The organism is Pseudomonas sp. ZY71 (genome assembly GCF_036542145.1).
Lineage (GTDB): Bacteria > Pseudomonadota > Gammaproteobacteria > Pseudomonadales > Pseudomonadaceae > Aquipseudomonas > Aquipseudomonas koreensis_A.
Window position 1 is genome coordinate 2175488 of sequence record NZ_CP144274.1, and the last position, 14762, is coordinate 2190249.

The following is a 14762-nucleotide window of genomic DNA, read 5'->3' on the forward strand; positions in this document are numbered from 1 at the left end:
CACTCATATTGAATGTGAAATAGCCTTCGCGAGCAGGCTCGCTCCCACAGGATTTGCAGTGTTACCACCCGCGTCCCGAGTTCACCCAGAAGTTCACCGACAACGACGTCGACACCGATTCCACCTGATGGAACCAGCCCTCCGGCAAAAACAGCAAGTCCCCAGCCTCCAGCGTCACCCGCAGGAACGTCACGTCACGCGCCTTGGGGAAACGCTGGTAATCCGGCGCATCCGGGTTGAAGTCGCAACCGTCCAGTCCGCCTTCCGGCGCCGTTGACCAGGTGCCCAGCGCTTCACGGTGATGCGGTGCGGCGAGGGTGAATGTCTTCTGCCCCCAGACCTGCGCGAACAGGTTGTCGGTGTCATCACGGTGCAGCGGCGTCAGCGTGCCTTTGGGGCCGATCCAGATCCGCGGCGGGATAAACAGCGAGGCATCGAAGTAAGCCGGGTATTTGATCTGCTGCATCAATGCGGCCGGCAAAATGTTGTTGCCCATGTAGGCGGGCGGTTCACCGTCCGCACCTTTGACGGCCGGGCTGTCGAGCGAGGCGATGAAGTCGGCCATCGACGTCGAGCGGAAATCCCGTTCGGTGGAGAAGGTTTTCTTCACGTAATCACCGTGGCGGGTGATGCCTTGCAGTTCGGCGAAATGCACCAGCGATTCTTCGCGGCTGAGCTTGAACAGCGGCCAGTCGTGCAGCGCATTGCTGATCACCACGGGAACGCCGTGGGGCAGATAACGGCTTCTGAATTCAGTCACCGACAGTTCATCGCGGGCACGGTGTTCGACGTTGAGCTGGGTCGGCAGGCTGGCGGTGAGCTTTTCGCTGAAGCGTGGCGGCGTCGGGTAGCGTTTGTTCATATCGACCTTTTCCGCCACGGCGCCGCCACCGTTGCGTGCGTGGTCAATGATCTGTGGCAACAGCGTCGCCAAACCCATGTTGCCGCCGATTTTCAGGCGACCGCTGGCGAACAGTTCCTCGACGTTGGCCATGCCAGCCATGATTCCGAGGAAATCCTGTTCCGCGACTTCAATGGTCACGTCCGGACTGGCGTGGCGCCCGGCCTCGGTGCGGCTGCTGGCCTTGACCTCGGACCAGTAGGCCTGTTGCGGGCCAAAGACGAATTGGAAAACACCTTCGATGCCGACGGCACCGGCGTTGGCGAACAGCTTGCCCAGAATGCTCTGCAAGTCCACGGTGAATCCTCGTTATTGGTTTTGGTCTGAACAGTTAACGAGGGCCTGTAGAGGGGATTTAGCGCGCGGCGACTAATTTGTGTGGGCGGCGATCCGTTTCTCTCTACAGACGAATTCTTTTGAGGGACGTGTGGTGACCCAGCTGACTCTGCTGTGCCTGCCTTATTCAGGTGCCAGTGCGATGGTCTATAGCCGCTGGCGGCCGAAGTTGCCGCAGTGGCTGCAACTCAAACCGGTTGAATTGCCAGGGCGTGGGGCGCGATTTGACGAGCCGCTGCAGACCGACATGCGCGCCTTGGCGATGCAATTGGCCAAGGAGTTGCAACCCACGCTGAAGACGCCTTATGCGTTGTTCGGCCATAGCCTGGGAGCCTTGCTGGCGTGTGAAATTGCCCATGCGCTGCGTGCGCTGGGTTGCGCGGAGCCAGTGGCACTGTTCGCTTCCGGCACCGCAGCGCCGACCCAGCGTGCCGACTACGATCGCGGATTTGCCATCGCCAAGACCGATGCCGAGCTGATCGAGCAACTGCGCACGCTCAATGGCACCAGCGAAGAAGTGCTGGCCAATGACGAGTTGATGAGCCTGACCCTGCCGATCCTGCGCGCCGATTTCCTGCTGTGCGGCAAATTCGAGCCGCTGCAACGGCCGTTGCTCAATTGCCCGGTGCATGTGCTCGGCGGCAAGGCTGACCGCGCCACTACCGAGCAATTGATTGGCTGGAGCAAGGAAACCTCGGGCAGCTTCTCGGTGGACATGCTCGCTGGCGGGCACTTTTTCATTCATGAGCACGAGGCAAAAGTGCTCAAGGTGATCAAGGATCAGCTCGACGTTCATCACCGCCGCCACGCCATGGTCGCCACGGCCTGAACAGCGCATAACCTGTGGGAGCGAGCCTGCTCGCGAAAGCGTCGTCACCGTCGACATTTTCATTGCCTGACATACCGCTTTCGCGAGCAGGCTCGCTCCCACCTTTGATTTGTGCTGGCAAAAAAATCCCCGCTCTACCTCTCGCCTGATAGTTGTTCTCAATCGCTAATTTTTCCGGTCTGCATTCGTTTTATAGGGACGACGTGCCTTTGTGCTGCCTGCCTACTGATCCGGATGCCAAGAAATGAATGCAGAAGACTCCCTGAAACTCGCTCGCCGGTTTATCGGGTTGCCCCTGGAAAAACGCCAGATGTTCCTCGCTGCCTTGCAGAGGGAAGGGGTGGATTTTTCCCGGTTTCCGATTCCGGCCGGGGTCGAGGCTGAGGATCGGCAGGCGCTGTCTTATGCCCAGCAACGCATGTGGTTTCTCTGGCATCTGGATCCGCAGAGCGGCGCGTACAACCTGCCGGCCGCGGTGCGCCTGAGCGGGCGGCTGAACCAGTCAGCGCTGGAGCAGGCTTTCGCCAGCCTGATCGAACGTCACGAAACCCTGCGCACGGTGTTCCAGCAGCAGCCCGACGACAGCCTGCTGCAGGTGCCGCTGCAACAACCGCTGGATATCCAGCGCATCGACCTCAGCGCCTTGCCGGCCGCCGAGCGCGAACTGCGCGTGGCCGCGGCGGCCGAAGAGCAATCGCTGCTGCCGTTCGACCTCGCCAACGGCCCACTGCTGCGTGTGCGTCTGCTGCATCTGGCCGAGCAGGAACATGTGTTGCTGCTGACCCTGCACCACATCGTTTCCGATGGCTGGTCGATGAACGTGTTGATCGACGAATTCTGCCGTTTCTACGATGCCCATGATCAGGGGCAAGTGGCCGAGTTGCCGCCAATGCCGGTGCAGTACAGCGATTACGCACTGTGGCAGCGGCGTTGGCTGGAGGCTGGCGAGCAACAGCGGCAGCTCGATTACTGGCTGGCGCAAATGGGCGATGAGCACCCGGTGCTGGAGCTGCCGCTCGACCGGCCGCGCCCGGTATTGCCGAGCAATCGCGGGCGCCGCCATGAGCATGTGGTGGACGCGGCACTGGTCGAGCAATTGCGCGGCGTGGCGCGCCAGCACGGCGTCACGCTGTTCATGCTGTTGCTCGGCACTTTCAACATTCTGCTGCACCGTTACACCGGGCAAAACGATCTGCGCGTCGGTGTGCCGATCGCCAACCGTAACCGCCGCGAGATCGAAGGTCTGATCGGCTTCTTCGTCAACACTCAGGTGCTGCGCGTACAGCTCGACGGTCAGACCGCATTCGCTGATCTGCTCAGTGCGCTCAAGGAAACCGCGCTCGGTGCCCAGGCGCATCAGGATCTGCCGTTCGAACGGCTGGTCGAAGCGCTGAAACTGGAGCGCAGCCTGAGTTACAACCCGCTGTTTCAGGTGATGTACAACCACCAGCCGGAAGTCGCTGACGTCACCACCCTCAAGGTCGGCAGCGGTCTGGAACTTGGCGTGATCGAATGGGAAAGCCGCAGCACCCAGTTCGACCTGAGCCTGGACACCTATGAAAAGGGCGGTCAACTGCACGCCGCGTTCACCTACGCCAGCGATCTGTTCGATGGCACAACTATCGAGCGCATGGCGCGGCACTGGACACACCTGCTGCACAGCATCGCCAGCGATCCGCAGCAGCGGGTTGGCGAGATCGGTTTGCTGCAAGCGCAGGAGCTTGAGCAACTGACTCAGGACTGGGGCCGTCACGACACGGTCTGGCCGAGCGAGCGCCCGGTGCATGAGCTATTCGAAGCGCAAGCCGCGCAGACGCCGGATGCCATCGCGCTGATTTTCGATGCTCAGCAACTGACTTATGCACAGCTCAACGCCCGCGCCAACCGTCTGGCCCGTACGTTGCTGGCGCAGGGCGTCGGCCCGGAAGTGCTGGTCGGCGTTGCGCTTGATCGCGGGCTGGAGCTGATCGTCGCCATTCTCGCCGTGCTTAAGGCTGGCGGCGCGTATGTGCCGCTGGATCCGCAATACCCGCGCGATCGCTTGCTGTGCATGATCGAAGACAGCGGCAGTCGTTTGCTGCTGACGCAAAGCCATTTGCTCGAACGCCTGCCGGTGCCGCAGAACGTGCGCAGCCTGTGCCTCGATCAAGCTGAGGCATGGGCGTTCACCGACGAAAGCAATCCGCAACGCGCGGTGTGGGCGGATAACCTCGCTTATGTGATGTTTACTTCCGGCTCCACCGGCCGCCCTAAAGGCGTCGGCATCAGTCACGGGGCGCTGAGCAAACACGCCTTCGCCTCGCAGCATTACTACGGCTTGAGCGCTGCCGATTGCGCGCTGCAATTTGCCACGTTCAACTTCGATGCCTTCGGCGAACAACTGTTCGGTCCGCTGACCTGCGGCGCCTCGGTGGTGTTGCGCGGCAACGAAGTCTGGGACAGCGAAACCCTGTACCGAAATATCGTTGAGCAGGGCATCACGGTCATGGACTTGACCACCGCCTACTGGAACATGATCGCCAAAGAGTTCGCCGCTGCCGGCCCGCGTGATTACGCCGCGCTGCGCCAGGTGCACAGCGGTGGTGAGGCGATGCCGCCGGAAGGTGTGCAAGCCTGGCGTCTCGCCGGGCTGGAGCACGTCAAGTTGCTCAATACCTACGGCCCGACCGAAGCCACCGTTACTGCGACCACCCTTGATTGCAGCGATTACGTGTTCGCTCGTCAGCCGCTGCCGCTGACCATGCCAATTGGTCAGCCGTTGCCGGGGCGGCATGCCTATCTGCTGGATGCTGACGGTCAACCGACGCCGATTGGCGCGGTCGGCGAGTTGCTGATTGGCGGTGAATTACTCGCGCGCGGTTACTTCCAGCGTGCGGACTTGACCGCTGAGCGATTTATTCCCGATCCGTTTTCCGCCACGGGTGCACGTCTTTACCGCACCGGCGACCTGGCGCGTTTCAACGCCCGAGGCCAGATCGAATACGTCGGTCGCGTTGACCATCAAGTAAAAATCCGTGGCTTCCGCATCGAGCTGGGCGAAGTCGAAGCCCGTCTGCTAGAACTCGATGCCGTCAAAGAAGCGGTGGTGCTGGCAGTGCAGGGCGGCAGCAGCCTGCAACTGGTGGCGTACGTGGTGCCGAAAGACACCGCCCTGATTGCGGCTTCAACTGAAGCCCAAGGCGCCGCGCGCGAAGCGATCAAGGCGCAGCTCAAGGACAGCCTGCCGGACTACATGGTGCCGACGCAGTTGCTGTTCCTCGGCGCATTGCCGCTGAGCCCCAACGGCAAACTCGATCGCAAGGCCTTGCCGGCGCCGGACGCCAGCCAGATGCAGCAGGCCTTTGTCGCGCCGCGCAGTGAGCTGGAACAGAAAATCGCGGCGATCTGGCAGGACGTGCTCAAGCTTGAACAGGTCGGTCTGACCGACAACTTCTTCGAGCTGGGCGGTGACTCGATCATCTCCATTCAAGTGGTCAGCCGTTCGCGTCAGGCCGGGATTCATTTCAGCCCACGCGACCTGTTCCAGCACCAGACCGTGCAAGGTCTGGCCAGCGTCGCCCAGCAAGGCAACGCCGGCGTGAGCATCGATCAAAGTCCGGTCAGCGGTGAAATGCCGTTGCTGCCGATCCAGCAAACGTTCTTCGCCGACAACATTCCCCAGCGTCACCACTGGAACCAGGCGGTGCTGCTGCGCAGTCATCAGACCCTCAATGCCGAAGCACTGTTGCAGGCACTGAATACCTTGCTGGTGCAGCATGATGCGCTGCGTTCGCGTTTCATCGACAGCGCCGAAGGTTGCCGTGCAGACATCGCGCCGGTTGCGGCGGAGCCTGAGCTGTTGTGGACGGCTGACCGTCTCGACGCTGATGCTTTGCAAGCGCTTTACGCCAAGGCCCAGCAAAGCCTGAATCTGCAAAACGGCCCGCTGCTGCGCGCCGTACTGGCGACCGTCGTCGATGGCAGTCAGCGCCTGTTGCTGGCTGTACACCACTTGGCAGTGGACGGTGTTTCGTGGCGGATTCTGCTCGAAGATTTGCAACAGGCTTATCAGCAAGCACTGCAAGGCACGAGCATCAAACTGCCGGCCAAAACCAGTTCGTACAAAGCCTGGGGCGAGCATCTGCAAGCCTATGCGGCGACTGACGCGGTGCAGGCCGAACTGAATTTCTGGCAGCAACAACTCGCCGGCGCAGCACTGGATCTGCCCTGCGACAACCCGCATGGCAGCCGGCAAACTCGCCACGCTCAGGTGCTGCACAGCCGCCTCGACAAAACCTTCACCCAGCAACTGCTGCAACAGGCGCCGGCGGCGTATCGCACCCAGGTCAACGACCTGTTGCTGACCGCGCTGGCGCGGGTCATCTGCCGCTGGAGCGGGCAGGCCGACACGCTGATTCAACTGGAAGGTCACGGTCGCGAAGACCTGTTCGACGACGTCGACCTGAGCCGCACCGTCGGCTGGTTCACCAGCCTGTTCCCGGTACGCCTGACCCCGGCCGATTCGTTGCCGGGCACAATCAAGCAGATCAAGGAACAACTGCGCGCCATCCCCAACAAGGGCCTCGGTTTTGGCGTGCTGCGTTACCTCGGTGACGATGCGGCGCAAGCCACGCTCAAGGCGCTGCCGTTGCCCCGTATCACTTTCAACTACCTCGGCCAGTTCGACGGCAGTTTCGATGCCGAGGACGGCGCACTGTTCAGCCCGGCCGGTGAACGTGCCGGGCTTGAGCAAAGTCTCGATGCACCGCTGGACAACTGGCTGGGCGTCGAAGGCCAGGTCTACGACGGTGAACTGGATCTGCGCTGGACCTTCAGCCGTGAGCAGTTCAACGAGGCGACCATCGCCCGTCTGGCCGACGAATACACCGCTGAACTGCAAGCGCTGATCAGCCATTGCTGCCTGCCGGAAACCATGGGCATTACGCCGTCGGACTTCCCGCTGGCGCACATCGCTCAGGCGCAACTGGATGCGATCGCGGTGCCGGCCGCCGGCATCGAAGACATTTATCCGTTGTCGCCGATGCAGCAGGGCATGCTGTTTCATACCTTGTACGAGCAGGGCACCGGCACTTACATCAACCAGCTCTGTGTCGATGTCGACGGCCTCGATCCCGAGCGTTTCCGCGCCGCGTGGCAGGCGACCATGGATGCCCACGACATCCTGCGCAGCGGTTTCATCTGGCAGGGAGAATTGCAGGAACAACTGCAGATCATCCATCGCCGCCTCGAATTGCCGTACACGCTGCTCGACTGGCGTGAGCGCGCCGACATTGCTCAGGCGCTCGAGGATTTCACGGCTGCCGATCTCGCTCAGGGCTTCGATCTGACCGAGGCCGGACTGCTGCGGGTGACGCTGATTCAAGTCACCGATCAGCGTCATCACCTGATCTTCACCAACCACCACATCCTCATGGATGGCTGGAGCAGCGCGCAGATGCTCGGCGAAGTGCTGCAGCGTTATGCTGGCCAGCAACCGCCGCGCCCGCTGAGCCGTTACGCCGATTACATCCAGTGGCTGCAACGTCAGGACGGCGCTGTCAGCGAAGCGTTCTGGCTGGCGCAACTGGCCGACTTCCATGAGCCAACCGTGCTTGCGCAAGCTGCGGCGGGCGGCGGTGAGGTGCGTGTCGAGCGCGGGCACGCGCTCAAGCATTACTCGCTCGACGCACCGCGTACGCAACGCCTGAACGAGTTTGCCCGGCAGCAGAAAGTCACCGCCAACACCTTGGTGCAAGCCGCGTGGCTGCTGCTGTTGCAGCGCTATACCGGCAGTGCTTGCGTGGCGTTCGGCACCACCGTCGCCGGGCGTCCGGCGGAACTGGTCGGCATCGAGCAGCAAGTCGGCCTGTTCATCAACACGCTGCCGGTGATCGCCGGTTCGCGTCCCGATCAAAGCGTTGCCGCATGGCTGGCCGCGGTGCAGGCGCAGAACCTCAGCCTGCGCGAGTTCGAACACACGCCGCTGGCCAACATTCAGCGCTGGGCCGGGCAGGGCGGCGAGTCGTTGTTCGACACGCTGCTGGTGTTCGAAAACTTTCCGATTTCCGAGGCGCTGCAACACGGCACCGCGCAAGGCGTGGTGTTCGGTGAAGTGGCCAACCAGGATCAGACTCATTACCCACTGACTCTTGGCGTAACGCTGGGCGAAACCCTGGCGCTGCACATGAGTTTTGATCAGGCGCATTTCAGTGTCGCGACTGTCGAGCGCCTGAGCGCGCAACTGCTGCATCTGCTGGAGCAGTTCGCCGAATCTGCCGAACGCCGCCTCGGTGAAATCGCCTTGGCAACGGCTGAGGAACACGCCCGGCAGATCCTCGAAAACCAACCGCAGGCGTACCCGGTCGACCTCGCCGTGCATCAGCGTTACGCGCGCCTGGCGGCGCAACAGCCGGATCGCACCGCGGTAATTTTCGACGGCCAACATTTCAGCTACGGCGACATCGACGCCCGCGCCAACCGTCTCGCCCATGAACTGGTGGCCCGCGGCGTTGGCGCCGAAGTGCGTGTCGGTGTTGCGCTGCCACGCAGCGAGGGCCTGATCGTCGCGTTGCTGGCGGTGCTCAAGGCCGGTGGCGCCTACGTTCCGCTGGACACCAGTTACCCGCGCGAGCGTCTGGCGTACCTGATGGAGGATTCCGGTCTGGCGCTGTTGCTGACCGATTCGCGGGTGACCGCGCAATTGCCGATCGCGGACGCACTGACCGTGCTGGAACTCGATCACCTCGACCTCAGCGCGCATTCGACGCAGGCACCGATCGTTGCACTGGATCCGCACAACCTGGCGTACGTGATTTACACCTCGGGTTCCACCGGCAACCCGAAAGGCGTCAGCGTCAGCCACGGGCCGCTGGCCATGCACTGTCTGGCGATTGGTGAGCGCTATGAAATGCGCGACAGCGATTGCGAATTCCACTTCATGTCGTTCGCCTTCGACGGTGCCCACGAGCGCTGGTTGACCAGCCTGACCCACGGCGGCTCGCTGCTGATTCGCGATGACAGCCTGTGGACACCTGAGCAGACCTACAACGCGATGATCGAACACGGCGTGACCGTGGTCGCGTTCCCGCCGGTGTACCTGCAACAACTGGCCGAACACGCCGAGCGCGTCGGCAATCCACCCAAGGTGCGCATCTACTGCTTCGGCGGTGATGCGGTGCCGAATGCCAGTTTCGAGCGGGTTAAACGTGCGCTGAATCCCGAGTACATCATCAACGGCTACGGCCCGACCGAAACCGTGGTCACGCCGCTGATCTGGAAGGCCGCTCGCGACGAACCGTGCGGCGCCGCGTATGCGCCGATCGGCAGCCGCATCGGTGATCGCAGCGCCTATGTGCTGGATGCCGATCTCAACCTGTTGCCACAAGGCATGGCCGGTGAGTTGTATCTGGGCGGCAGCGGTGTGGCGCGGGGGTATCTCAATCGTCCGGCGATGACCGCCGAACGTTTTGTCGCTGACCCGTTCAGCCGCCGCGGTGGCGTGCTCTATCGTACCGGCGACCTGGTGCGCCAGCGTGTCGATGGCACGTTCGACTACCTGGAACGTATCGACAATCAGGTGAAAATCCGTGGTTTCCGCATCGAACTCGGCGAGATCGAAGCCAGTCTGCAGGCGCTGGATGGCGTGCGCGAAGCGGTGGTCGTGGCGCAGGAAAGCGCCGGCAGCAAACGCTTGGTCGCGTTCGTGGTCAGCGATTCGCCGCGCGAAGATTTTGCCGAGCAACTACGTGAGCAGCTCAAAGCCACGTTGCCAGCGCACATGGTCCCGGCGTACGTGTTGCGCCTGGAGCGCATGCCACTGACGCCGAACGGCAAACTCGATCGCAAGAATCTGCCCAAACCGGATGTCAGCCAATTGCAGCAAGTCTATGTCGCGCCGCAAAGTGCGCTGGAGCAGCAACTGGCGACGATCTGGCAGGACGTGCTCAAGCTCGAGCGCGTCGGCCTCAGCGACAACTTCTTCGAGCTGGGCGGCGATTCGATCATCTCGATTCAAGTGGTCAGCCGGGCCCGTCAGGGCGGTTTGCGCTTTACCCCGAAAGACTTGTTCCAGCACCAGACCATTCAGGCACTGGCCGCCGTGGTGCAAAGCGGCGAGCCGCTGCAACTGATCGATCAACAACCGGTGACCGGCGCAACGGCGTTGCTGCCGATTCATCAGTGGTTCTTCGCGCAGCCAATTCCTGATCGTCACCACTGGAATCAGTCGGTGATGCTCAAACCGTCCCAGGCGCTCGACGCGCAGGTGCTGGAGCAGGCACTGGATGCGCTGGTGGCGCATCACGACAGCCTGCGTCTGGATTTTGTCGAGCAGGCGCACGGCTGGTCGGCGCAGTATCGCGATGTCGCGACGCAAGCGGGCGAAACCGTTCTGTGGCAAGTCGAGGTCGCTGATCTGGCGGCGCTTGAGGCGCTGGGCAATCAGGCGCAGCGCAGCCTGCAACTGAGTGACGGTTCGCTGATCCGCGCGGTGCTGGCGAACCTTGCCGACGGTACTCAACGACTGCTGCTGGTGGTTCACCACTTGGTGGTGGATGGCGTGTCGTGGCGGATCCTGTTCGAAGATCTGCAAAGCGCTTATCGGCAGATTCTGTCCGGCGCAGCCGTGCAACTGCCGGCCAAAACCAGTGCGGTCAAAGCCTGGGCCGAGGCATTGCAGGATTATGCCGCGAGCGCGCCGTTGCAGGCCGAACTGGGTTTCTGGCAGCAACAGCTGCAAGGCGCCTCGACTGAGTTGCCTTGCGACAACCCGCACGCCGGTCAGCAACACAATCAGGCGCAATCGATCCGCACGCAACTGAATAAAACCCTGACCCGGCAACTGTTGCAGGAAGCCCCGGCGGCCTACCGCACGCAAGTCAACGACCTGCTGCTGACCGCGCTGGCGCGGGTGATGGTGCGCTGGACCGGCGACGACAGTGTGCTGGTGCAACTGGAAGGTCATGGTCGCGAAGACTTGTTCGACAACGTCGACCTGACCCGCACCGTTGGCTGGTTCACCAGTGTGTTCCCGGCGCGTTTGGTGCCGGTTGCCGACCTCGGCGCTTCGCTGAAACAGATCAAGGAGCAACTGCGCGCGATCCCCAACAAAGGCATCGGCTTCGGCGCTCTCGCGCACCTTGGCGACGCCGCTGCACAGCAAGCGTTGCAAGCCCTGCCGAAACCGCGCCTGACCTTCAACTATCTCGGTCAGTTCGACGGCAGCTTCGATGCTGGCGACGACGCCTTGTTCGTGCCGACCAGCGAATCCGGCGGTGAAGAGGTGAACATGGCCGGCCCGCTGGGCAGCCCGTTGGCGCTGGACGGCAAAGTGTTCGGCGGCGAGCTGGATCTGAGCTGGACCTTCAGCAGCGAGATGTTCAACCCGGCGACGATTCAGCGTCTGGCCGACGATTACCTGCAAGAACTCACCGCGCTGATCACGCATTGTTGCGACAGCGCCAACCGTGGCGTGACGCCGTCGGACTTCCCACTGGCGACGCTGACCCAGTCGCAGCTGGACGTGCTGGTGCAACAGCCGCAGTCCGTCGACGACATCTACCCGCTGTCGCCGATGCAGCAGGGCATGCTGTTCCACACCTTGCTTGAACAGGGCGGTGGCGACTACATCAACCAGATGCGTCTGGACGTCGATGGCGTCGACCCGCAGCGTTTCCGCGCCGCGTGGCAAGCGGTGGTCGATGCCCATGACATTCTGCGCACCGGGTTCTTCTGGCAGGGCGATCTGGATCAACCCGTTCAAGTTGTGCAGCGCCATCTGGAGGTGCCATTCCGCGTGCTCGACTGGAGCGCTCGGGCGAATCTGGACGCTGCGCTGCAAAACCTCGCCGATGCGGAGCGCGCGCAAGGTCTGGATCTGAGTGCTGCACCGCTGATGCGTCTGGTCTTGGTGCGCACCGCGGCCAACCGTCATCACCTGATCTACACCAACCACCACATCCTGATGGATGGCTGGAGCAGTGCGCAGTTGCTCGGCGAAGTGTTGCTGCATTACAGCGCTGAAGCGGTGGCGCGGCCGAACGGGCGTTATCGCGATTACATTGCCTGGTTGCAGCGACAGGATGCCGCTGCCGCAGAAGCCTTCTGGCTCGATCAATTGCGTGAACTGGATGAGCCGGTGCGCCTGGCGCAGGTGTTTGCGGCACCGACGCAAGGCGTCGAGCCTCAGGCTTATGCGCAACATCGGGTGCAACTGGACGTGGCACAGACTCAGCGTCTGAGCGATTTTGCCCGCGATGCGAAAGTCACGGTCAACACGCTGGTGCAAGCGGCGTGGTTGCTACTGTTGCAGCGTTACAGCGGCAAATCCTGCGTGGCGTTCGGCGCGACGGTGTCGGGGCGTCCGGCGGATCTGCTCGGTGTAGAACAGCAGATCGGGTTGTTCATCAACACCTTGCCGGTTATCGCCAGCCCGCGTCCGGAGCAGCGCCTCGGTGACTGGTTGCACTGTGTACAGGCGCAAAACCTGGCGTTGCGCGAGTTCGAACACACCGCGTTGTTCGACATTCAGCGCTGGGCCGGGCTGGGCGGTGAGGCGCTGTTCGACAACATTCTGGTGTTCGAGAACTACCCGATTTCCCAAGCGCTGGAACAAAGCTCGCCGCAAGGCCTGCGTTTCGGTGCCGTGGATAACCTCGAGCAAACCAACTATCCGCTGACCCTGTCGGTCAGCCTCGGTGCCGAGCTGGCGGTGCAATTCAGCTACCAGTGCGCACAGTTTGCCGCGGCCTCGGTCGAGCAGATGGGCCTGCACCTGCAACGCTTGTTGCTGCAAATGATTGACGGCAGCGAGCGTGCACTGGGTGACTTGAACCTGCTCGACGCCGCCGAAACCGATCAGCAATTGTTGGCGTGGAATGCCACCGCAGCGGCCTGGCCTGAAGCGCGTTGCATCCACCGCTTGATCGAAACGCGCGCGGATCAGACACCAGACGCGATTGCGCTGGTGTTTGCTGAACAGCGCCTGACCTACGCCGAGCTCAATGCGCAGGCCAACCGTCTGGCCCATCGCCTGATTGCCCAAGGGGTTGGCCCGGATCGTCTGGTCGGCATCGCGCTGGAGCGTGGCGTGGCGATGATTGTCGGCTTGCTGGCGATCCTCAAGGCCGGTGGCGCTTACGTGCCGCTGGATCCGCAATACCCGAGCGATCGTCTGGCGCACATGATCGAAGACAGCGGTTTGCAGTTGTTGCTGACTCAAGCCTCGTTGCTGCAAGTGCTGCCAATTCCGGCCGGTGTGCAGACGCTGGTGCCGGGTTCCCTCGAAGAGCCGATCAGCGCTGCACAGGCGGCCAATCCGCAGGTGCCGGTCGACGGTGACAACCTCAGCTATGCGATCTACACCTCGGGCTCCACCGGCAAGCCGAAAGGCGTGATGGTGCGTCATGAGGCACTGGTCAATTTCGTCGCGAGCATGGCCCGTGAGCCGGGGCTGGTGGCGACTGACCGGGTGCTGTCGCTGACCACGTTCTCGTTCGATATTTTCGGGCTTGAACTGTACGGCGCGCTGTTCAGCGGAGCCTGCGTGGTGCTGGTGGACAAGCAGAGTGCGCACGACCCGGAGGCGCTGCTGCAGATCATCGAGCAACAACAGGTCAGCGTCGTCCAAGCGACACCGTCGACCTGGCGCATGTTGCTCGATCACCCGCAGGCTGCGCGGCTTGCGGGGCGCAAATGCCTGTGTGGCGGCGAAGCGCTGGCCGAGGATCTGGCCGCGCGCCTGCTCGCTGTCGCCGGGCAAGTCTGGAACCTTTACGGGCCGACGGAAACGACGATCTGGTCGGCGGCGTATCAACTGACGACCGAGCAGCGCCAGCCGTACCTCGGCGGGCCGATTGCCAATACCACGCTGCATATTCTCGGCGAACACTTTGCGCCGAACCCGGCCGGTGTGATCGGTGAATTGCTGATCGGTGGCGATGGCCTCGCGCGGGGTTATCACGACCGGCCGGCGCTGACCGCCGAGCGCTTCCTGCCCGATCCGTTCGGCAACGGTGCGCGGTTGTATCGCACCGGTGACCTGGCGCGGTATCGCGCTGACGGGGTGATCGAGTACCTCGGGCGTGTCGACCATCAGGTGAAGATCCGCGGTTTCCGCATCGAGCTGGGCGAAATCGAAGCCTGCCTGTTGGCTCAGGCGTCGATTCGCGAAGCGGCGGTGGTGGCGCAGGAAGGCCCGGGTGGCTTGCAACTGGTGGCCTACCTGATTGCGGCGAATCCGCAGGATGCCGACCCCGCAGTCCTGCGCGACACGCTGAAATCGGCACTCGCACCTTTGCTGCCCGATTACATGATTCCTGCGCACTGGATGCTGCTGGAGCATTTCCCGCTGACCCCCAACGGCAAGCTCGACCGCAAGGCCTTGCCGCTGCCGGACGCCAATCAACTGCTGCGCACCTACGTGGCGCCGGACGGTGCGCTGGAACAGAGCGTCGCGGATATCTGGCAAGACGTGCTCAAGCTCGAACGGGTAGGGCGCGACGACAACTTCTTTGAACTGGGTGGACATTCACTGTTGGCGACTCAGGCCACGGCGCGACTGCAACTGGAGCAAGGTGCGGCAGTGCCGCTGGACCTGCTGTTCCGCACCGCATCGCTGCGCGAGTACGCCGAGCAACTGGCTGTTCACCTGACCCCTCACTCCAGCGAAGACCTGAGTGAGATGCATGATTTCCTGGCAGACCTGGAGACCCTTTGAAA

Annotated in this window: 3 protein-coding genes; 2 read left to right on the forward strand and 1 reads right to left on the reverse strand. The window is 62.5% G+C overall.

Translation table 11 applies throughout. The features are described 5' to 3' along the window. Positions 1 to 61: 61 nt before the first annotated feature. Positions 62 to 1198, reverse strand: coding sequence for a cupin-like domain-containing protein (locus VY732_RS09770; RefSeq protein WP_116032100.1), 1137 nt, complete (start codon positions 1196 to 1198; stop codon positions 62 to 64). A 130-nt stretch (positions 1199 to 1328) separates the two neighbouring features. Here VY732_RS09770 and VY732_RS09775 point away from each other — a divergent pair, with 130 nt between their 5' ends. After that, positions 1329 to 2066 carry a thioesterase II family protein gene (locus VY732_RS09775; protein WP_077571880.1) on the forward strand — a complete coding sequence of 246 codons (738 nt, stop codon included), beginning with the start codon at positions 1329 to 1331 and terminating at the stop codon, positions 2064 to 2066. A gap of 244 nt (positions 2067 to 2310) precedes the next feature. Then, positions 2311 to 14760, forward strand: coding sequence for a non-ribosomal peptide synthase/polyketide synthase (locus VY732_RS09780; protein WP_331695280.1), 12450 nt, complete (start codon positions 2311 to 2313; stop codon positions 14758 to 14760). Positions 14761 to 14762: the final 2 nt, after the last annotated feature.